Consider the following 21,744-nt stretch of genomic DNA (forward strand, 5'->3'; position numbering starts at 1 on the left):
TCCCTCAGACCCGGACCGCTTCGGCGCCGAGCGGCGGCGCAGTGAGCGTATAGGGTTCGAATTCGTCGTAGATCTCGTCGGCTAGCGGCGGCTCGACTGTCTCCATGTTGCGCGTCAGGCTCGACGGTTTTGCCGTGCCGATCAGCACCGAGGCGACGATCGGGTCGCGCAGTGGAAATTGCATGGCGGCGGCCGCGAGCGGCACGCCGTGACGCTTGGCGATTGCCTCCATGGCGCCGACCTTGGCAAGAACGTCCGCATCGGCCGGCATATAGTCGAAATGTGAGCCCGGCACCGGGCCTGTAGCGAGGATGCCGGAGTTGAAGACGCCGCCGACGACGAGCGATGTGCCCTTCTGCCGGCAGAGCGGCAGAAGTTCGGCGACCGCCGAACGGTCGAGCAGCGTATAACGGCCGGCAAGCAGGATGCAGTCGAGATCGGCATGGCGCATGACGTCGAGGCAGACCGGCACCTCGTTGACGCCGAGGCCGAAGGCAGAGATGGCGCCCGATGACTTGAGCGCGTCCAGCGCCTTGATGCCGGAATCGAGAAGCTGCTTCTGGTAGACCGCGTTCTTCGCCGCGCCATGCGTATAGACGCCGATATCATGCACGTAGAGAATGTCGATGCGGTTGAGGCCGAGGCGCGCATAGCTGAACTCGACCGAGCGCATGATGCCGTCATAGGAATAGTCGTAATCGGCGTCGAAGGAGAGCGGATTGACATAGCTATAGTCGGGAACGGTACCCGTCGGCACCGGCCTCAGCAGCCGGCCGACCTTGGTGGAAAGCACGTAGGCGCCATCCGGCTGATCGCGCAGGAAATCGCCAACGCGCCGTTCCGCAAGGCCGAGGCCGTACCAGGGAGCGACATCGAAATAGCGGATGCCGCTGTCCCAGGCTGCCCGTAGCGTCTCCATCGCCTGATCGCGCGGGCAGTCGCGGTAGAGACCACCCAGGGGAGCTGCGCCGTAGCTGATCTCGGTCACCTCAAGCCCGGTCTTGCCAATCCGTCTCGTCTTCATCATGCCCCCCGGGAATTGCGTAAAAACAAAAGCTTAGCATCGCAATCTAGAGCGTAGCGCCGAGATGCCAAGGCACGAATTCGTTATCGCCGTAACCGAAGATCTCGCTCTTGGTCTTCTTGCCGGAGGCCGTGTCGACGATCAGATCGAAGATCTCGCGGCCCTTGCCGCTGATCGTCGCGTCGCCGGTGGCGATCGTGCCGCAATCGATGTCCATGTCCTCTTCCATCGAGGCATAGAGCGCCGAATTGCTGGACAGCTTCAGCGACGGCGCCGGCCGGCAGCCGAAGCAGCTGCCGCGGCCGGTGGTAAAGGCGATCATATTTGCCCCGCCCGCCACCTGTCCGGTCGCTGAAACCGGATCGTAGCCGGGCGTGTCCATGAAGACGAGGCCGGGCGCGGTCACCCGCTCGGCATAGCCATAGACCGCCGTCAGCGGCGAGCGGCCGCCCTTGGCCACGGCGCCGAGCGACTTTTCCAGGATGGTGGTGAGCCCGCCGCGCTTGTTGCCGGGCGACGGATTGTTGTCGAGCGAGGCGCCGTGCAGCGCGACGTAATCTTCCCACCAGGCGATTTTCTCGTCGAGTTTTCGCGCCACCTCGTCGCTGACGGCGCGGCTGCGCAGCAGATGTTCGGCGCCATAGATTTCCGAGGTCTCCGACAGGATCGCCGTGCCGCCGGCCGCCGCCAGCAGATCGGCGGCGACACCGAGCGCCGGATTGGCGGTGATGCCGGAAAAGCCATCCGAGCCGCCGCATTGCAGGCCGATGATGATCTCGCCGATCGAAATCGGCATGCGCTTCTCCCTGCCGACATCGGCGGCGATCTCGCGCAGCACGCCCATGGCGCGCTCGACCGCGCGGCGCGAACCGCCGGCATCCTGAATGTTGAAGTGGCGCTTCGAGGCGCCCGCACCGCTCTGGCCGTAAAGCGTCAGCTGGTTGACCTCACAGCCGAGGCCGATCATCAACACGCCGCCGAAATTGACATGCCTGGTATAGCCGGCAAGTGTGCGGTGCAGCACGTTCATGCCGTCGCCGGTCGAGCTCATGCCGCAGCCCTGGTCGTGCACGATCGGCACGAAACCGTCGATGCCGTCGTAATGCGGCAGGATCGTCCGGTTCGCCTCGTCGGCGATTGCCCGGCAGACGGTGGTGGAACAGTTCACGCTGGCGATGATGCCGATATAGTTGCGCGTCGCCGCCCGCCCATCGGCGCGGCGATAGCCCATGAAGGTGCGCGCCTTGTCCTCTGCGGTTGCTTCTGCCGGCGCCGAATTGGCGGTGGCGGCCAGACGGTCGTTTTCAAAATGCAGATTATGGCTGTGCACATGGTCACCGGCCTTGACCTCGGCGGTGGTGCGGCCGATCGCCTGCCCGTATTTCACCACGGCGGAGCCAAGCGGAATATCCGCGATCGCCACCTTGTGGCCCGGCTCGATCTTCTGGCGGGCTGCAATGCCGGCAACCGTCGAACCCTCGGCGATGGCGGCCGTTGCGACCGCGACATTGTCGCCGGCCGACAGGATGATCCAAGGCTGTTTGTCCAATCTCTTCTCCCTGAAGGAAACGCTCGCTGCATCGGCGAATGCGATTGATTTTGTTTTTTATCTACAATAAACATTTTCAAGTCAACGGGAATATTGATCCTGTGGACGAGGGAGGCAATGCGCCGCAGACGATCGGAAATACGCTAATGGTTTTTTCAACAAGCTCCGGTCGGGCGCCGTTTCGCTGTTGAAGCGGAACGGCAATCCCGGCACGCGGGCGGAAAGCGGGGGATCTGATGGCAAGGCAGAATACGGTCTTCAAGGAAGCCTACAACAGGTATGCCGCGGCCCTGCGCACGGATACGGCGCTGCCGTCGGAACCGGAGATCGCAGCCCAGCTCGGCGTCAGCCGTTCAACCGCGCGCGCCATCCTCACCCGCCTCAGCGATGAAGGCATCATCCGCTGGAACAAACGTCAGAAGATCGTGCTGCGCGAGCCCACCGACCGCGACCTGTTTCCTTCCGAAGAGACGGATTCGCTGCACGACATCATCGAGCGCAGCTTCATGCGGCGCATCCTGGCCGACGATGCCGCACCCGGCATGCAGATCAACGAGCTGGAGCTTGCCCGCGAGATCGGCACCGGCACAACGAGCGTGCGTGAATTCCTGATCCGCTTCTCCCGCTTCGGACTGATCGAAAAGCGGCCGAACAGCCATTGGACGCTGAAGGGCTTCACCCGCGAATTCGCGCTCGAGCTTGCCGATGTCCGCGAAATGTTCGAGCTGCACTCCGCCGCCGAATTCGGCAGGCTTTCGCGCGAAAATCAGGCCTGGATCGATCTGGCCGCCATGCGCGAGGAGCATCTTTCCATGCTTGCCGACATCAACCAGCGCTTCAAGGACTTCTCGGTCCTCGACGAGCGCTTCCACCTGTTGATCCACCGCGCCTCGAAGAACCGCTTCATTGCCGATTTCTACGATGCGATCGCCATCATCTTCCACTATCACTACCAGTGGAACAAGACGGCCGCCCGCGAGCGCAACGAACGCGCCATCCACGAACATCTGGATTATATCGCCGCACTGGAATCCGGCGACCAGGCAGCGATCGGAAAAGCCTGCCGCGTCCACCTGCGCTCCGCCCGTCAGACCCTGCTGCAATCTCTGCCGCAGAATGTGAGCGAAAACGCCTGAGCCGAGGAGGGCTGCTCCGGTGCCGTGCCGCAGCCAAGTCGGCAAACGTCTGGGTTGATGCGAATGCTCCGTTACAGCTATTGAAATAGCTCTTTGATGCGCATGGTCGATCTCCGCCGTCGGCGATGAGCGATGGTCATGAATGGAGAGCAAGTTTCACCAATGGAAAACACCTCTGCACCCTCCACCGCTGCCGAATGGAAGCTGGCCGAATTCTTGAGCACCTATCGCTATTGGGCGGTCTTTTTGTCGTCGCTTCTTGTGGCGATGGCCGGACAAGGGTTGAGCACGGTCTTCCCCGTGATCTCGCAGATGGCGGGAAGCAGCGCGCAGACAATCGGCATTTTCTATTTCGGCTCCACCCTTGGCTGGGTGGTCGGCGCCTTCCTGGCCTTTGTCGTTGCGAGCCGCCATGGTCGGTCGGCTTTGATTTCGCCAGTTCTCGTCTGCGCGGTCGTAGCCGTCTGTTTGCTGCCGACGCCTGCGCTCTGGGCATCGCCGGTATTTCTGTTTTTGTTCGGCCTGGTGGTCGGTGCGATGCGGGCTGTCTATCCTCTGGCGGCCGCGATATTCCTGGTGGGTGGGCGGCCGGGCAAGATCGACTTCGGCTGCGTCCTGACGCTGATGTCGACGACGATCCTGATTTCAGCCTTTGCACCGGCCGTCGCCTCGTGGTTGTACGGGTTCGATCTCGGCGCCGTGCCCGTTGTTTCAGCTTTTCTGGCCTGCCTGCTCCTCGCCGTCATAGTGCTGGTGCCGGCTGGAAACCTCGCCTTCGATGAACCGCCGCGTCCTCGGCACAAACCGCTTGCACCGCGGCGGCGATCACCCCTCTTGGTCGCCATCATCCTGGTCGCACCGCTGATCCTTATTTTCCTGACGGTGCTCGGGCTCAATCTGCTGCAGGCGGGTGATTTCGAGGTCGCCCGTTCTCCGGTCGCGCTGCTTTTGGCGCTTCTGGTCCTCGGCATCGCGCTGGCCGCCTTCGTCTACCTTGCCTATTGGGTCTATCGCATCCACGGGGAGCTTGCGGGCGCCGCACGGTCGCAGCGCCTGATCACGCCGCTTGCGGCCATGCTGATCGCCATCCTCGTGCCGCTCGGATTGCCGGTTCTTGTCATGACCCTTGGCGACCTGCTGAGTGAGCGGGCCCGCGACAGAGGCCAGGGAAATCCGATCTCGATTGCCTGGCTCGGCATCTGGAGTTTCATCCTTCCGCCGATCGCCATCGCAATGGTCCAGAAGGCGGCGAACGACAGCTATGTCCTGGGTGCAAGCAGGACCTAACGGCGACAGTAAGGCAGTGGCCCTTCGGCGCCGCCGACGCCGTGTCCCGCACCGCCATGAAACCTTCTGATTTGTACGCCGTTATGGTGCTCATGACCGACGTTACACTCAAACCGAAATCGGTCGATGGCACCGAGCAGGACGGTGCCGAAAAGACGCGCCAGGAGAAGGCATCGACTGTCGAGGTCGAGCCGCCGCAAGATGTCATCGAACCAAGTCAGAAGCTCACGCCCGAGGAGGCCGAGCAGGCGCGCAAGCGATATTTGCTGAGGCGTTTCTGGATCAGCGCCCGCCGCTACTGGGGCAGCAGTGGCGACAAGCTCGCCTGGCCGTGCTCGATCGGTCTGTTGACGATGATCTGCATGAATGTCGGCTTCCAATATGGGATCAATCGCTGGAACCGCGGGATCTTCGACGCCATAGAGCGACACGACGCCGGCACCGTCTATTATCTCAGCGCCGTCTTCGTGCCGCTTGTGCTCGGAAGCGTCGCCCTCGTCACCGCACAAGTCTATGTTCGCATGATGATCCAGCGTCGCTGGCGCTCCTGGCTGACGAAGGCGGTGATCACGCGCTGGCTGGCCAACGGTCGTTATTATCAGTTGAACCTTATCGACGGCGACCACAAGAATCCCGAGGCGCGCCTCTCGGAGGATTTGCGGATCGCGACCGAAGCACCGGTCGATTTCGTCGCCGGCGTCATTGCCGCCTTTCTGTCGGCCTCGACCTTCATCGTCGTGCTGTGGACGATCGGCGGGGCGCTCACGCTGCCGGTCGCGGGGTCGACCATCACCATCCCCGGTTTTCTCGTCGTCACCGCGGTCCTCTATGCCGTGATCACCTCGACCGTGATCGCGGTCATCGGCCGCCATTTCGTCCAGGTCTCGGAGGTCAAGAACCAGGTCGAGGCCGAACTCCGCTACACGCTGACCCGTGTGCGCGAAAACGGCGAGAGCATCGCATTGCTCGGCGGCGAGGAAGAGGAGCGTAGCGACCTCGACAAGACATTTTCCAATGTGCTCAAGCAATGGGCGCTGCTTGCCCGCCAGCACATGCGAACGACCTTCGTCTCGCACGGGTCGATGCTGATTGCTCCTGTTGTGCCGCTCCTGCTGTGCGCGCCAAAATTTCTCGCAGGCGGCATGACGCTTGGCGAGGTCATGCAGGCGGCCTCCGCCTTCGCCATCGTTCAGACGGCCTTCGGTTGGCTGGTCGATAACTACCCGCGCCTTGCCGACTGGAACGCCTGCGCCCGACGCGTCGCCTCGCTGATGATGTCGCTCGACGGCCTCGAGCGCGCCGAACAGAGCGACGTTCTGGGACGCATCAGGCACGGTGAAACCAAGGACAATGCGATCCTGAACTTGAACGATCTCGCGGTGTCTCTCGACGACGGCACCGCGGTGGTCAAGGAAGCCCAGGTCGAGATCGCACCGGGCGAGCGGGTGCTCGTGGCAGGCGAATCCGGCTCGGGCAAGAGTACGCTGGTGCGCGCCATTGCCGGTCTTTGGCCCTGGGGTCACGGCAGCGTCGATTTCCACGGCGACCGGCGCTTGTTCATGTTGCCGCAGCGGCCTTATATCCCGTCCGGGACGCTTCGCCGCGCGGTGGCCTACCCCCGCGCCGCCGACAGCTGGACGCCGGAGGAAATCAAGGCGGCCCTTGCCAAGGTGGGGCTGGATTATCTGAGCGAGAAGATCGAGGAAGACGCGCCCTGGGACCAGATCCTGTCCGGCGGCGAAAAGCAGCGGCTCGCCTTCGCACGGCTGCTGCTGCATACCCCCGATATCATCGTGCTCGACGAAGCGACCTCGGCACTCGACGAGAAGAGCCAGGACAGGATGATGGAGATGGTGATCGATGAATTGCCGGCGGCAACCATCATCAGCGTTGCGCATCGCGCCGAGCTGGAAGCCTTCCACAGCCGCAAGATCACCTTGGAACGGCGCGAGGGCGGCGCAAAGCTCGTCAGCGATATTGATCTCGTCCCACGCAAGGGAAGACGAAACCTGATCCTGCGGGTTTTGGACAACCGCCGCTAAAGCTATTTCAGGAGAAGGACGAAGCGGTTTCCGTAGTTACGTGGATACCGGCGACGTCATCCTCGGCCTTGTGCCGAGGATCTGAGCACGTCGAACAAGTACCTGACAATAAATGGTTCTCGTGAAATCGCGGTGCTCAGATGCTCGGCACAAGGCAGCACAAGGCCGAGCATGACGGAGGAAACGTTGTCAACAAACTGCCAGGCGCTCCCCGTGAGGAGCAACCGTGTCAATGCGAGGCCGCCTCGCTTGCCGCCGCCGGCTCTTCGCGTGCCTGGCGGTGGCCGACTGGGATCAGCCAGGTGGTGAAGAAGGTCAGCACCGCGACGACGACCACGCCCCAGAAGCTCCAGTGCAGGGCCGCGTCGAAGATGCCGCGGATCGCCGGATCGGCGGCGAGCGCCGAGAGGCCGGTCGGCTGGTTCAGCGCCTTGTGAAGGGCGGCCGCCGTTTCACCGCTCGCATAATGGCTGATGCCGGCATTGAGGATGGCGCCGAGCACGGTGGCGCCGAGCGTATTGCCGAGGCTGCGGGCGAAGATGATCGAGGCCGTGGCGCTGCCGCGCATCGACCATTCGACGCTGTCCTGCACCAGCACGATGCTCGTCAGGCTGATCAGGCCCATGCCGAAGCCCATGAAGAAGGAGCCGGCGCCGGCCAGAAGCGGCGAGCCTTCGGGCGTCAGGAACAACAGGAAGCAGGCACCGAACGGAAACATCAGGCTGCCGACGCGCAGTGTGCGGCGAATGCCGAAGGCCCGGTAAAAGCGGCTGGAGAGCATCACTGCCAAGGGCCAGCCGACGATGAGCATGGTGAGCGTGAAGCCGGCGACAACAGGAGAGCGGCCGAGCACGCCCTGCACGTAAATCGGCAGGATGGTGGAAAGCCCGATCAGCGCCATGCCGGCAAGCAGCGTCGCCGCATTGCTGGTCGCGATCAGCCGGCGGCTCCAGAGCGCGATCGAAATGATCGGTTCCGGCGCCCGCCTCTCCTGGGCGAGGAAGAAGAGCCCCGCGACGACGAAGACGGCGAAGAGCGACAGCAGGATCCAGGCGCCTGCATCGGTTTCCGTCAGCATGACGAGCAGGGCGACGATCGAAATCGAAAACAGCACGGATCCGAGATAATCGATCCTCGCCTGCTTGTGCGCGACGTCCTCCTTCAGGAAAATCATGAAGGCGATGATCGAGACGATGCCGATCGGCAGGTTGATCCAGAAGATCCAGGCCCAGGAGAAGGTGTCGACGATGATGCCGCCGGCAAGCGGCCCGACGACGGCCGATGTCGCCCAGACGGTCGCCATCGCCCCCTGCACGCGGCCGCGTTCCTCGAGCTTGAAGAGATCGCCGATGATGGTCATCGTCACCGGCTGGATTGCGCCGGCGCCGAGCCCTTGCAGCAGCCGGAACAGCACCAGCGACATCATCGACCAGGCAAAGCCGCAGAGCAGAGAGCCGGCGAGGAAGATCAGGATGCCGCCGATCAGCACCGGCTTGCGTCCGAAAATATCGGAAAGCTTGCCGTAGATGACCGTCGTCGTCGACTGCGCCAGCAGGAAGGCCGAAAACACCCAGCTGTAATAGGAAAAGCCGCCGAGTTGGCCGACGATGCGCGGCATCGCCGTCGCCACGATCGTCGCCTCGATGGCAACCATGAATGTCGCCACCATGATGGTCGCGACGACAAGCACGCGGTTCGAGCGGTGCGCTGCATTCGACATGACGGTCCTCTTCGGGTGCTCCGCGGACGCCGGAGATATCGGCAGGCTGGCTGGGTGTGGCGATCGCCATGTGCGGAGGGATGCTGCTTTTGTACGACCGGAACGCCGGCCGGTAAAGCAATTCTCTTAGGCGGTTGTCATTTTGCGCGACGTCAGTGGCGGCAGGTGAAATGAAGGCCCGGCGCCATCACGACCGGACCTAAATCCGTCGGCAGGCTGGCGCTCGCCATTCTCACTGCTGGCAGGCCTCGCTGAGCGAGCCGCTGCCGTCGGTGCAGCCTGGCGTCTGCTGGAGATCCGGATTGACTCCGCCCGGATTGATCGTACCGCGGCCGCTGTTGAGATCGACGCCGCCATTGCCGGTGGTGCTGCCTGTCGTGCCGGGATCGGTGCCGACGGACCCCGTGCCCGCCGAGCCCGTGCCGGCGGAGCCGGTACCAGCCGAACCCGCGCCTGTATTGCCCGAGCCGCCGATAATGGGCGCCACCGAAAGCCGCCCGCTGGAATTCGCCCCACCGGCTGTCTGGGCCAGAGCCGAGCCGGCAAGACCGATCGAAAGGAGGGATATTGCGATGAGTTTACAGGACATGGTCTTCTCCATCCTTGTTGTCTCAAGGGGAAACCGGTTCGGCAGCGGCATGTTCCTTCCAATATTTCGCAGTCGAATGGACGCAAATGGGCAGCCTGACGCCGCCAGCCCTTCATCGACTGTCAACCCGCGCAAGTTGTGCCGAAGCCCATAAAAATTTACTCAACACTATCCGGTTGCCGTCGAAGATGCTAACCCTGCCCGCGGATACGAATGGATAGAGGTATCTCATGGACGCGATGAAAGGCGGCAGACGCATTGAATGTCTGGATGGTTTGCGTGGTTTGGCAGCGCTATGGGTGCTGATCGGCCATGCCCACATCCTGACGGGGTTCAAGGTGCCTGTTATCGGAGATCCGGAGCTCGGGGTCGACCTGTTCATCATGCTCTCCGGCTTCCTGATGGTGTTTCACTATCAGCGGCGGAAGGGCAGGGAGCCATGGGAGAGCCCGCAGACATGGGCGGTGTTCTGGGCGCGTCGCTTCTTCCGCATCGCACCGCTCTACTACGTCATGCTGGTGATTGCTCTCATCGCCGGGTCCGAGATCTATCAGGCAAGGATGGTCATCGATGCGTTCAACGGCAATCCGCCGCAAGCCGCATCCCGCTATCTGGACGATGGCCTGACCAACTACCTGATGCATCTCTCCTTCCTGTTCGGCTTGTCGCCGGCCCATGCCTTCCGCACGGCGCTGCCCGATTGGAGCATCGGCCTGGAAATGCAGTTTTATGCGGCTTTGCCCTTCATCATGATCGTCCTCGGGCGGCTCGGCTGGCTGAAGGGCATGCTCGTCACCGTCGGCTTGGCGGTCATTGCCGCCTGGGTGATCCATCACCTGGGCTTTCGCTTCCCGATGCCGTCGTTTCTGCCGATGAAAATGCACATCTTCGCCGCCGGCATGCTTCTCGCGGGTGCATTATGGATGTCGCAGGGCAGAGCTTACCTGGCTTTTGCGATTTCGGCTCTGCTGGTCCTCATCCCTGTCGGCGGCGACGTGACTGTGCTGCACGAAACTGTGCGCGTCGGGATCGTGGCGCTGTTCTTTGTCCTGGTGCACGCCGATCGGTTTCCGGGTTCCGCCGGCCATTATTCGCGCGCGGTCAATGCGGTGCTCGGCAACAGCTTCTTTCGAAATCTCGGGGAACTTTCCTTCGGCGCCTATCTCATTCACCTGCTGATCATGCAGCCGGTGATCGCCTGGCTGATCGGCAATACCGACCTCAGCAATCCCGCTCGCTGGCTGGCGACGTTGATTGTCACCATCCCCGCCGTCTATGCCCTATCCTTCGTAGGCTACAAGTTTATCGAGTTGCCCGGTCAGACCGTCGGCAGGCGTCTGACACAACCGAGGCAGGTGGCGACCTAGACCCGCGACACCTTCCCTGCAATGCGACGGCGGGTGTGACCGGAACCCGCCGTTCCAGCCGTGACCTCATGGAATAGCATTGGCACTAGCGCTCGCTTAACTGATCAGTCGCTTGACCACGTCATCGATCGTCTCTCTGACGGGATAATACCTGGGGCCTCCATGGTTTTGGAGCGCTGAAACATAGATGTGTGTGGTGTTCGGGAACGGTCGAACGGCAACAACGTGCTCAGGATTGATGAAGATGAGGGTCTCGTTCGGCCCTGCATAGTGGAACGACACCAGCTTCATCCAGCATTCTCCCGACAGCCATTCCGCCATTGAACGAGAAAACGCGCCGTTGGTTTCACAGCGCTCTATGGATTTGTCACGGCTGCGGGGCTCCACCCAAAAGCGCGAAGGTGGGGCCGCACGACGACTGCCAATAGGGGTGTAGCAGGGCAGAAGACTGCCGCGTGCGGCCCGCCAGGAAAACAACAGCGTCCTGCGAAAGTTCCGACAAAGTTTGACTTGAACAGCTGTACAAGAAAAGCGTGTCTTTGGGCGCTAAAGGGAAGATCATCTACAGAGTTTTGACTGAAGCTGAGAGAAAAAGTTGGATCGCGCAGGCTACAAAGGGGTGCGCGCGGAGACAGGAGACTCCCTCTGCGCGATCCAGGCGGAACAACGTCCCTCCGGTCACAGCAGTTCCGGTACTGTAGCGTACACAGATAATATTATTCCGCCAGTAAAAAGCCGCGATAAAACCCATGGGGCAATTGGCATCGGAGGAAAGCGCGAATGAAACGCTACATTCAGATTATTTTACACTCGGCCAGGTTGGCGCCAATCTTTAAGACGTATGCCGACAGGCGACGCCCTAAGCTTGCAACTTCTATCTTCGGTATAATGCCCAGCAGTTCGCCTATGAATTCTCGCGCTGTTACTCACGGTCTGACGCAGATCCTCGTGTTTTTCAAGGCCGACGAAAGTTTATCGGCAGTACCGAGACAGCCATCGTTTCATTCGCCATCGATCATTTTGAACTTTCGCGCCGCCCGAGGGCAGAGCATCGTGAACTGCTCGATCAGCGGCGGCATGCCTGAGGCGCACGACACATCTGCATCCTCTGGCAATGGGAAAGTGACGCGCAGCGGTTCTCCGCCAGCAGGAAAGAAGGACAGGGTGCCCTTGCGGCAATTGGCGGTGGAACGGTAAGTGTCCTTCCCATTTTCTTTCATGTACATCGCCACGCACTGCTCTACAGTCAATTTCCCTCCATGTGCGGTTGTCTCGCCTCCCGGGTCTCGCTCGCAATATTCCTGGAGGTTGGCCTGATTGACGTTCCCTTCCATAACCGCAGTGCTCGAATCGGTCCCGGTCCTGCTGACCAGCGTTCCGTTCCATCCGCTACATGAGGCCAGAGGGAAATCCTTGGCTTGGGCGGGCGACATGGTAAGGGTGAAAAGTACGGTACTCAGAAGCGATATCCTCATAGATCCTCCTAATTGCTGGGCTGCTCGCGCTCGATCGACATCGGTCGCTCATGCGAGCGCAAGTGGCAGTCCGACCGTCTTGGGAGAAGAAGCCCACCACCTGCTGAAGCTTGCCTGGAGAGCGTTCAGGCGAAGCTGAAGGTGAACGCAGGTTATTAAAAGAGGCTTATAATGGAGACTGTTAGCATGCGGTGGAAGAAAAATGGTGCCGCTTACGTGACTCGAACACGTGACCCCATCATTACGAATGATGTGCTCTACCGACTGAGCTAAAGCGGCATTTGGCGGCCGAAGCGTGCGGCCTGCGATTTGCATGGCGCTGATACAGGCATTGTCTGAAGATTTCAAGCACCCTGTCATGCCTTTGGCAAAAAAGAGGGCGGGGTGTGGAAGATCCTCAGAGCGCCAGCCGGGCGCGGGCGGCCTTGTATTCAGCTTCCAGCCGGTCGACGAGATTTGCCACCGGCTCCACCGCCTTGACGGCGCCGATGCCCTGGCCGCTGCCCCATATGTTCTTCCAGGCCTTGGCGCCGCCGGTCGCCTGCTCGAAATCCATCTTCGAGGGGTCGGCGACGGGCAGGTTGTCGGGGTCCATGCCGGCGGCGATGATCGACGGTTTGAGATAGTTGCCGTGCACGCCGGTGAAATAGTTGGAGTAGACGATGTCGGCTGCCGCGCCGTCGACGATCGCCTGCTTGTAAGCCTCGCTAGCGCGCGCCTCTTGCGTTGCGATGAAGGGCGAGCCGATATAGGCCATGTCGGCGCCCATCGCTTCGGCGGCCAGGATCGCGCCGCCGGTCGCGATCGCGCCGGCAAGCAGCAGCGGCCCGTCGAACCACTCGCGGATTTCCTGGACAAGGGCGAAGGGCGACAGCGTGCCGGCATGGCCGCCGGCGCCTGATGCCACGGCGATCAGCCCGTCCGCACCCTTGCGGATCGCCGAATGGGCGTGGCGGTTGTTGATAATGTCGTGCAGCACGATGCCGCCATAGGAATGCACGGCGGCATTGACCTCGGGCACGGCGCCGAGCGAGGAGATCACGATCGGCACCTTGTATTTGACGCAGAGCGACAGGTCGTGCTCCAGCCGCTTGTTCGACATGTGGACGATCTGGTTGACGGCAAAGGGCGCGGCCGGCCGCTCCGGATGGGCGGCGTCGTGGCGGGCGAGTTCCTCGGTGATCTCGGCCAGCCATTCGTCGAGCTGGCTCTCCGGCCGGGCGTTCAGCGCCGGAAAGGCGCCGACGACGCCCGCCTTGCATTGCGCCAGGGTCAGCGCCGGATGCGAGATGATGAAGAGCGGCGAGCCGATCACCGGCAGTCTGAGTTTGTCCTTGAGGATGGGGGGCAGGGCCATGATTCACCGCGCATTGACGTTTACGAAAACGTCAATCTCATAACAGAGAAGAAAAGCTGATAAAAGAGCGGCCGCCACGCCTTCGTCGATTTCAGGCGGATATATCAGGCGCGCATGAAGAAGAGGGCAAGGCCCGGGGCCGCGAAAGCTGGCGATATCGCCGCCGATCAGCGGCCGGCGGGGCTGCAAGGCTTGCGGTTTGCCGCGCTTGCCGCTACCGAATTTTGATAGAGAACGGCAGGGACGGCAGTCCGATGCCGGGTTCGAAGTGAAGGACTTGACGTGAGCGGATTAGAAACGGCCATCAGAACAGCGCTCGAAAATGCCGATCGCGACAATCCGGAGGTTCGAGCGAGGATCTACCAGTCGGCCCGCCAGGCGTTGGAAGCCGGCCTGCGCAAGCAGGATATCACCGATGCCGATGCCGTCGCCCATCATCGCCATCGCCTGGAAACCACCATCCACGCTATTGAAAGCGAGGAGCGCGACCGTCTTCACCCGCGCCAGAGACCGCCTGAAGTGCCGGTGCCGCCGGTCGTCGACATGCCGGCGCCGCCGGCTCATCGAGGGGATGTGGCCGATATCGACAGCCTGATCGACAGCCCGGTGGCGGCGGGCGAGACCCGTGGCCCGGACGTGATCATGCACCGCGGCGACGAGTCGCGCCTTGACGACGTGCATGCGAGCACCGCCGATCATCTCTCCGCCGCCCCGCTGGGCGACGAGCGGCTGCAGCGCGGCCAGCGCGCCGCCAACATGGATTTCCGTCCGGAGCGGGCGGCCGGCCGCCGCAAACCGCGCAAGTTCTTTTCGAGGCTTCTCGTCTGGTGTGTGCTGCTCGCCTTCATCGGCATCGGCGCCTGGTGGGCCTATACGTCGGGCCTGCTCCTGACGGCGGCCGAGCGCGACACCAGCGTCGCCAATCCGCCGGCCAGCACCCAGCCGGAGGATTTCACCGGCAATGACGACAGCGCCGGCAATGCCGCCAGCCACACCGATCAGCCGGTGACCATCGATCCGCAGAACAGTTTTTCGGCCGATTGGATCCCGGTGTTCAAGCCCGACGAGGCCGACAAGATCACAAGCGGCCCGCGGGCGCGCACCGAAAACATCACCGAGAATGACGGCCCGGCAGTGCGGCTGATTTCCGAAAGCGGTGCGGCTGACGGCAATATCTCGGTCAGTGTTCCCGCCTCGGTGCTGCAGCAGCTTGCCGGCAAATCCTCGACCATCGCGCTGACGCTGCAATCGACCACCGACGAGCCGACGCAGGTTACGGTCGAATGCAATTTCCAGTCGCTCGGCAACTGTGCCCGCCATCGCTTCAGCGTCACCCGCGAAAAGTCGGATGCGCTGCTGCAGGTGAGATTCGACCGCTCGCTGGCGCCGAATTCGCCCGGCACGCTTGTCATCAACAGCGATCTCGACGGCAAGGCGCGCGGCATCAACCTGTTCGCAATCCGCATCCTGCCGGGGCAGTGAGGCGGCAACTGACCTATTTCAGGAAGCCGGGGCCCGAGCCGATGATCTGCTCGTCGCGCTCGCCGAGCGCCGCTTTGTCCTTGCCGTCATAGTCCATCCTGTGGAGCATGTGCCGGATAAGCTGCAGATGCGCACGCCGCTTGTCATTGGCGCGGATGACGGTCCATGGCGCGAATTCCGTATGGGTTTCCTTCAGCATGCGGTCGCGCTTTTCGCTGTAATCGCCCCATTTGGTCAGGGCCGCGATATCCATCGATGAAAGCTTCCAGACTTTCAGCGGATCGTGCCTGCGATCGTGGAAACGCTTGAGCTGCATCTCGCGGCCGATATCGAGATAGAATTTGAAGAAGAAGATGCCCTCATGGGCAATGATCTTTTCGAGCTGCGGCGCCTGGTTGAGGAAAGCTTCATATTGCTGCGGCGTGCAGAAGCCCATGACCGGTTCGACGCCGGCGCGGTTGTACCAGGAGCGGTCGAACAGCACGAATTCGCCTGCGGTCGGGAACTGCGCGACATAACGCTGGAAATACCATTGCCCCTGCTCGCGCTCGGTTGGCTTGGCGAGCGCGACGGCGCGCGCAAGGCGCGGGTTCATATGCGCCGAGGAGGCCGAAATGGCGCCGCCCTTACCGGCCGCGTCGCGCCCCTCGAACAGCGCCATCACCCGTTTGCCGGTCGCCTGCAGCCAGAACTGCACCTTGACGAGTTCCACCTGCAGCTTTGTAAGCTGCTCCAGATAGTCCTCCTCGTTGAGCTTCTTCTTATAGGGAAACCCGCCGGACTCCAGCGCGTGTTCCTCCACCCAGTCCGGCAGGACCGGATCGTCGACGTCGAAGACGCACTTCCTGCCGTGGATATCAAGCTCCACCGCCCTGCTTCCGACAGTCTCGCTCATACGCCCCTCCTGGGCTGGTGTCCTCTTGCCGTAGGCGAACATATTTGCCGTTGAAAATCAAATCTTTCGCTTTTGGCCGGTGATTTTTCCCGCGTTTGCCCGGCAGTCATTCGCTTGAGCGGCGCCAGCCGAAAACTTCTGTCATGAATTGCCGCTATCAGGCAGAGTTCAATATAAAGAAACGAATCGACGCCGCGAGGCCCAGTTGCAAGACGAAACCCCCTGGAGAAAAAGCCTGCTGGCGCGCATCCGGCGCGAACGGCCGGTGCTGCTCGCGGCCATCCTCAGCGCGCTCGCCGCCCTTGCCGCCGGGATGAACAAATGGGTCGTGCTCGTTCTCCTGCTCGTCATGATCTTGACCGCGCTGTTCAACGAGGCGCCAGTCCTCAAGGCGGAACCCGTCGAGCCGATGGAGGCGGAGCCGCAAGCGCCGCCAAGCCGCCTGCCTGATGTTGCCGCCACGCTTGCCGGGCTCGATATTCCCGCCATGGTGCTGTCGCACGACGCCTCGGTGCTGTTCCAGAACCGCGCCGCCGAAAAGGCCTTCGGCGAGGTGGCGCTCGGCGCCCATATATCGGCCCGGCTGCGCTCGCCCGGCGTGCTCGACATGGTGCGCGAAACCATCGCCACCAATGCGCCGAACCAGATCGAGCATGCCGAGCGGCTGCCGTCCGAGCGCGTCTATATCGTCCGCAGCGCGCCCGTCGAGTTCCAGGCCGACGGAGAGCGGGAGCGGTTTTTCATCCTGTCCTTCCGCGATATATCGGAGGTCCGCCGCATCGACCGCATGCGATCGGATTTCGTCGCCAATGCCAGCCACGAGCTGCGCACGCCGCTTGCCTCGCTGCGCGGCTTCATCGAGACGATCCAGGGCCCGGCGAAGAACGACCAGAAGGCGCAGGCGCAGTTTCTGGGCATCATGCTCGATCAGACCACCCGCATGAGCCGGCTGGTCGATGACCTGCTGTCGCTCTCCCGCCTGGAGCTGAAATCGCACCTCGCGCCGGATGAGAAGGTCGACCTGGTGCCGCTGCTCGACCATGTCCGCGACTCGCTGGTGCCGCTCGCCAGGGATGTCGGCGTCGAGATCGACCTGCATCTGCCCGACGGCAAGGTGGAAGTGCTGGGAGACCGTGACGAGCTTGTCCAGGTCTTCGAGAACCTGATGGAGAATGCCTGCAAATATGGCCAGGAAGGCAAGATCGTCGATGTCTGGCTGAAGAACGGCGCCGGTGGCCCCGTGGAGGTCAGCATCGTCGACAAGGGGCCGGGCATCCCGGCCGAGCACGTGCCGCGTCTGACGGAACGCTTCTATCGCGTCAGCATCGAGGACAGCCGCTCGAAGAAAGGCACCGGCCTTGGCCTTGCCATCGTCAAACATATCCTCACCCGCCACCGCGCCCGGCTGATCGTCAAGTCCGAGGTTGGCAAAGGCACCGATTTTACGGTGCGCTTCTAAGGCGCAATCTCTCGTGGTCCCCTCTCCCCGCAATGACGGGAGAGGGGACGTGCCCTGTCGAGGGTGGGACGGAGACAGGATGCCTTTCCGCAACCGCCGGATCACGTGTTGTAAACTTACAATGCATGGTCGAACCGCGATCCAAACTTTGCCATCCGTCGACACGTTCAGGCGGGATCCATAAATTTTATCGTTGTAAAACAGCGATTTAACCTGTCACAAATGTTTCACGGGTTTGACATAAAAGGACGGTGCTTACAGCGTTAAGAGAGTCCCGCCGATGAAAAAAGGCACTGCGAGGGCCTCTCAGGCCGCACTCACACAAGCCCAATGCGGGAGATTTCTAATGAACACCTTCAAGCTCACCGTTGCCGCGCTCGCTGCAACTGCCGCCTTCGCTGGCGCAGCCGTCGCTCGCGACCAGATCCAGATCGCTGGTTCGTCCACCGTCCTGCCTTACGCCAAGATCGTTGCCGAATCCTTCGGCGAGACCTTCACCAACTTCAAGACGCCGGTCGTCGAATCCGGCGGCACGGGCGCTGGCCTGAAGGAATTCTGCAAGGGCGTCGGCGAAGACACCATCGACATCGCCAACGCTTCGCGTCCGATCAACAAGAACGAGGCCGAAGCCTGCAAGGCCGCCGGCGTAACCGACATCCAGGAAGTCAAGATCGGTTATGACGGCATCGTCTTCGCAACCGACTCGTCCAACCCTGATGTCGCTTACGTTCCGGCCGACATCTACAAGGCACTCGCTGCCCAGGTCGTCGTCGACGGCAAGCTCGTCGCCAACCCCTACAAGAAGTGGTCGGAAGTCAATCCGAAGCTCCCGGCCGTTGACATCGCCGCCTATATCCCGGGCGAAAAGCACGGCACGCGCGAAGTCTTCGAACAGAACGTTCTTGCCGCCGGCTGCAAGGCTTCGGGCGCTCTCGACGTCATCGCCAAGGAAATCTCCGACAAGGCCGCCCAGACCAAGGCTTGCGTCGCGGTCCGCAAGGACGGCGCTGCGGTCGACATCGACGGCGACTATCCGGAAACCCTCGCACGCATCGCGGCCAACAAGACCGGCGTCGGCGTATTCGGCCTTTCCTTCTATGAAAACAACGCCGACAAGCTGAAGGTCGCCAGCGTGAACGGTATCGTTCCGTCCACCGAAACGATCGCCAACGGCACCTACCCGGTTTCCCGCCCGCTGTTCTTCTATGTCAAGAAGGCACATCTCGGCGCTGTTCCGGGCCTGAAGGAATACGTCAGCTTCTTCGTATCCGACCAGATGATCGGCCCTGACGGCCCGCTGGCTGAATACGGCCTCGTTGCCGCTCCGGATGCCGAGCGCGACGCGATCCGCAAGGACGTCGAAGCTGGTAAGTCCATGTAATGACTTTGCCGGCGCGGTGCTTCAAAGCCCGCGCCGGCATCGTTTATGGCCCTGTGTCCCGGTCTTTCCGCGGCAGGGTTGAATTCCTTCTCCATGATTGGAAGCCGAAGGCAGGCTGATGAAGCCGCCCGCGCTTTTTGGGGGCCACGGGCCTGGGGACGTAACGAATGAGCACATCCGTCATACTTCTGTGCCTTGTGGCGATCGGCGCCGTCGCCTATCTGGTCGCGCGCGGCCGTGCCGCAGCCCTTGCCGGAGGCAGGTCCTCCGCACTGCATTCCCGGCCGGCCTATTACGGCGCCTATGCCGCGATCTGGACGGTTCTTCCCGCCCTCGTCGTCCTCTGCGTCTGGCTCTCCGTCGGCCCCGGCGTCATCCAGTCCTCGGTGCGCGGCACTTTCCCTGCCGAGGTCAAGGCGCAGGCCGCGGTCGAACAGGATCTGAGCTATTCGATGGTGGCGACGGTCGCGCGCGGCCTGACGATGCTGACATCGGACGAAGCCGCCGCGGTGGCAAACGATCCGGCCGCCCTGCAGGCCAAGCTCAGCGAAAAGGGCGTGCCGCTCGCCGGCCAGCCGCAGCCATACATGGTCGAGGCCGCCAAGACGCTCAATTCCATGAGCATGACGAGCCGCCTCGCCATGACCGCGATCGTCTTCATTCTGGCCGTTGCCGGCGCCTTTTATGCGCTGCGCGCCATCGCGCCGCGCTTCCGCGCCCGCAACCGCGTCGAGCGCGTCATGCTTTGGGGCCTGCTGCTCGCCTCCTCGATCGCCATCCTGACGACGGTCGGCATCGTGCTGTCGATGCTGTCGGAAGCGGTTCGCTTCTTTGCCGTCGTTCCCGCCGGCGATTTCTTTTTCGGCACTGTCTGGGATCCGCGCTTTGCCGGCGCCGGCAGCTCGTCCTTCGGCCAGTTCGGCCTGATCCCGCTCCTGCTCGGCACGCTTTATATCGGCCTGGTCGCCATGCTGGTAGCCGTGCCGGTCGGTCTCTTCGCCGCCATCTACATGGCCGAATACGCCTCGCCGAAGGTGCGCGGCGTCTCCAAGCCGCTGCTCGAAGTGCTCGCCGGCATCCCGACGATTGTCTACGGCTTCTTCGCCCTCGTCACCGTCGGCCCCTTCCTGCGCGATTTCTCCGCGCAGATCAGCGGCCTGCTCTCCGGCAACTATTCGAACTTCATCCAGGCACAGAGCGTTCTGACCGCCGGTATCGTCATGGGCATCATGCTGATCCCCTACGTTTCCTCGCTGTCGGACGACATCATCACCGCCGTACCGCGGGCGCTGCGCGACGGTTCGCTCGGTCTCGGCGCCACACGCTCCGAAACCATCAAGAAGGTGGTCCTGCCGGCGGCACTTCCCGGCATCGTCGGCGCGCTGCTGATGACCGCCTCGCGCGCCATCGGCGAAACCATGATCGTCGTGCTGGCCGCAGGTGTTGCCGCCCGCATTCAGATCAACCCCTTCGAGCCGATGACCACGGTGACCGTCAAGATCGTCAATCAGCTGACAGGCGACCTCGAGTTCACCTCGCCGCAGACGCTGGTCGCCTTTGCGCTTGGCATCACGCTGTTCTGCATCACGCTTAGCCTCAACATCTATGCGCTCTACATCGTGCGCAAATATCGGGAGCAGTACGAATGACGAACATTGTTTCTCCCGCCGTCGGTGTCACCGTTTCCAAGGCGCCTGCCCGCCGTGACATCGGCATCAAGCGCCGCTATGCCGCCGAGCGCCGGTTCCAGGCCTACGGCATCGCCGCCATTGCCTTCGGCCTCATCTTTCTCTTCGTCCTGCTGTGGACGGTGATCGGCAAAGGCTACACCGCCTTCCAGCAGACGACGATCACCCTGCCGATCGAATTCGCCGAAAAGACGATCGATCCGAACGGCAAGCGGGCGACCGATCCTTCGGTGCTGATCGCCGCCAACTATCCGGTTCTGCTGCGTGACGCGATCGTCAAGCAGCTGAACATCAATGCATCGAGCCGTCCGGATGTGCGCGATGCAACCGCCATGCTCTCCAAGAGCGCGCCGATCCAGCTGCGCGATCTGGTCGTCGCCGATCCCTCGATCATCGGCAAGACGGTCAATGTCACCCTGCTCGCTGATGCCAATATTGACAGTGCCAACAAGGGCCAGATCGATCTTTCCGTCGATGAGAAGAACCGCAAGGTCAACGACAAGCAGGTCAACTGGATGAACCAGATGAAGGCGGGCGGCGTTCTCCAGAAGCAATTCAACAGCGGCCTCTTCGTCAACGGCAATTCCAGCCGCCCGGAGGCCGCCGGCCTCGGCGTTGCCCTCATCGGCTCGCTTTACTTGATGCTGATCGTGCTCGTTCTGTCGCTGCCGATCGGCGTCGCCGCCTCGATCTATCTCGAGGAGTTTGCGCCGAAGAACAGGCTGACGGACCTGATCGAGGTCAACATCAACAATCTCGCCGCCGTCCCGTCGATCGTCTACGGTCTGCTCGGCCTTTCCGTCTTCATCAACTTCATCGGCCTGCCGCGCTCGGCTTCGCTGGTCGGTGGCCTGGTGCTGACGCTGATGACCCTGCCGACGATCATCATCGCCACCCGCGCGGCTCTGCGCGCCGTGCCGCCTTCGATCCGCGCCGCAGCGCTCGGCCTCGGCGCCTCGAAGATGCAGATGGTGTTCCACCATGTCCTGCCGCTTGCCATGCCCGGCATCCTCACCGGCACGATCATCGGCCTGGCGCACGCGCTTGGCGAAACCGCGCCGCTGCTCTTGATCGGCATGGTCGCCTTCGTCGCCAATGCGCCCACGACACCGCTCGAGCCCTCGACGGCCTTGCCCGTGCAGGTCTATATGTGGGCGAACGAGGCCGAACGTGCCTTCGTGGAGCGTACTTCGGGTGCCATCATCGTCCTGCTCCTGTTCCTGATCGTCATGAACATGGGCGCCATCCTCTTGCGTCGTCGCTTCGAGCGCCGCTGGTAAACGGAGTTAAACA

At 62.3% G+C, this 21,744-nt stretch carries 16 protein-coding genes and 1 tRNA gene; 9 read left to right on the forward strand and 8 right to left on the reverse strand.

Features of this window, described 5'->3' with window-relative positions:
• Positions 1 to 4: 4 nt before the first annotated feature.
• Positions 5 to 1,024 carry an aldo/keto reductase gene (locus HJC04_RS09465; protein WP_221145875.1) on the reverse strand — a complete coding sequence of 340 codons (1,020 nt, stop codon included), beginning with the start codon at positions 1,022 to 1,024 and terminating at the stop codon, positions 5 to 7.
• Positions 1,025 to 1,070: 46 nt separating this feature from the next.
• Complete coding sequence (locus tag HJC04_RS09470; protein ID WP_210629353.1) at positions 1,071 to 2,573, reverse strand: UxaA family hydrolase; 1,503 nt, start codon at positions 2,571 to 2,573, stop codon at positions 1,071 to 1,073.
• Between the two features lie 236 nt (positions 2,574 to 2,809).
• On the opposite strand from HJC04_RS09470, the gene HJC04_RS09475 reads away from it, so the two are divergent.
• From HJC04_RS09475 to HJC04_RS09485, 3 genes are all read left to right on the forward strand, one after another.
• Complete coding sequence (locus HJC04_RS09475) at positions 2,810 to 3,709, forward strand: GntR family transcriptional regulator (RefSeq protein ID WP_210629352.1); 900 nt, start codon at positions 2,810 to 2,812, stop codon at positions 3,707 to 3,709.
• 162 nt (positions 3,710 to 3,871) lie between these two features.
• Complete coding sequence (locus tag HJC04_RS09480; RefSeq protein ID WP_221145877.1) at positions 3,872 to 4,996, forward strand: hypothetical protein; 1,125 nt, start codon at positions 3,872 to 3,874, stop codon at positions 4,994 to 4,996.
• Positions 4,997 to 5,088: 92 nt separating this feature from the next.
• The gene (locus HJC04_RS09485) at positions 5,089 to 7,038 is read left to right on the forward strand and encodes an ABC transporter ATP-binding protein/permease (protein ID WP_221145878.1); all 1,950 of its coding nucleotides are present in this window, start codon (positions 5,089 to 5,091) and stop codon (positions 7,036 to 7,038) included.
• Positions 7,039 to 7,267: 229 nt separating this feature from the next.
• Here HJC04_RS09485 and HJC04_RS09490 read toward each other — a convergent pair whose 3' ends face one another.
• Both HJC04_RS09490 and HJC04_RS09495 read right to left on the reverse strand, forming a co-directional pair.
• Positions 7,268 to 8,758, reverse strand: a complete 1,491-nt coding sequence (locus tag HJC04_RS09490; protein WP_221145879.1) for an MDR family MFS transporter — start codon at positions 8,756 to 8,758, stop codon at positions 7,268 to 7,270.
• 232 nt (positions 8,759 to 8,990) lie between these two features.
• A complete protein-coding gene (locus tag HJC04_RS09495) occupies positions 8,991 to 9,347 on the reverse strand; it encodes a hypothetical protein (protein WP_259668834.1) in 357 nt (118 codons plus the stop codon).
• A 230-nt stretch (positions 9,348 to 9,577) separates the two neighbouring features.
• Between HJC04_RS09495 and HJC04_RS09500 the strand changes: the two genes are divergently transcribed.
• Positions 9,578 to 10,714, forward strand: a complete 1,137-nt coding sequence (locus tag HJC04_RS09500; RefSeq protein WP_210629347.1) for an acyltransferase — start codon at positions 9,578 to 9,580, stop codon at positions 10,712 to 10,714.
• 1,001 nt (positions 10,715 to 11,715) lie between these two features.
• Here HJC04_RS09500 and HJC04_RS09505 read toward each other — a convergent pair.
• From HJC04_RS09505 to HJC04_RS09515, 3 genes are all read right to left on the reverse strand, one after another.
• Complete coding sequence (locus HJC04_RS09505; protein ID WP_221145880.1) at positions 11,716 to 12,189, reverse strand: hypothetical protein; 474 nt, start codon at positions 12,187 to 12,189, stop codon at positions 11,716 to 11,718.
• A 203-nt stretch (positions 12,190 to 12,392) separates the two neighbouring features.
• Positions 12,393 to 12,468: transfer RNA gene (locus HJC04_RS09510), tRNA-Thr, on the reverse strand.
• Positions 12,469 to 12,586: 118 nt separating this feature from the next.
• Entirely contained in the window at positions 12,587 to 13,546 is a 960-nt protein-coding gene (locus HJC04_RS09515; protein ID WP_221145881.1) for a nitronate monooxygenase family protein, read from the reverse strand.
• 282 nt (positions 13,547 to 13,828) lie between these two features.
• Here HJC04_RS09515 and HJC04_RS09520 point away from each other — a divergent pair, with 282 nt between their 5' ends.
• A complete protein-coding gene (locus HJC04_RS09520) occupies positions 13,829 to 15,028 on the forward strand; it encodes a regulator (protein ID WP_221145882.1) in 1,200 nt (399 codons plus the stop codon).
• Positions 15,029 to 15,041: 13 nt separating this feature from the next.
• Here the strand turns inward: HJC04_RS09520 and ppk2 are convergent, their stop codons facing one another.
• Positions 15,042 to 15,923, reverse strand: a complete 882-nt coding sequence (gene ppk2 / locus HJC04_RS09525) for a polyphosphate kinase 2 (protein WP_210629330.1) — start codon at positions 15,921 to 15,923, stop codon at positions 15,042 to 15,044.
• A gap of 238 nt (positions 15,924 to 16,161) precedes the next feature.
• Here ppk2 and phoR point away from each other — a divergent pair, with 238 nt between their 5' ends.
• The 4 genes from phoR (at position 16,162) to pstA (ending at position 21,731) form a co-directional block, all read left to right on the forward strand.
• Positions 16,162 to 17,382 carry a phosphate regulon sensor histidine kinase PhoR gene (phoR, locus tag HJC04_RS09530; RefSeq protein WP_221146026.1) on the forward strand — a complete coding sequence of 407 codons (1,221 nt, stop codon included), beginning with the start codon at positions 16,162 to 16,164 and terminating at the stop codon, positions 17,380 to 17,382.
• A 346-nt stretch (positions 17,383 to 17,728) separates the two neighbouring features.
• Complete coding sequence (locus HJC04_RS09535; RefSeq protein ID WP_221122729.1) at positions 17,729 to 18,763, forward strand: substrate-binding domain-containing protein; 1,035 nt, start codon at positions 17,729 to 17,731, stop codon at positions 18,761 to 18,763.
• Positions 18,764 to 18,930: 167 nt separating this feature from the next.
• A complete protein-coding gene (gene pstC / locus HJC04_RS09540) occupies positions 18,931 to 20,412 on the forward strand; it encodes a phosphate ABC transporter permease subunit PstC (protein ID WP_221145883.1) in 1,482 nt (493 codons plus the stop codon).
• Entirely contained in the window at positions 20,409 to 21,731 is a 1,323-nt protein-coding gene (gene pstA / locus HJC04_RS09545) for a phosphate ABC transporter permease PstA (protein ID WP_210629327.1), read from the forward strand. Before pstC ends, pstA begins: the two co-directional genes overlap by 4 nt.
• Positions 21,732 to 21,744: the final 13 nt, after the last annotated feature.

The organism is Rhizobium sp. NLR8a (assembly GCF_019685235.1).
In the GTDB taxonomy this organism is placed as follows: domain Bacteria; phylum Pseudomonadota; class Alphaproteobacteria; order Rhizobiales; family Rhizobiaceae; genus Rhizobium.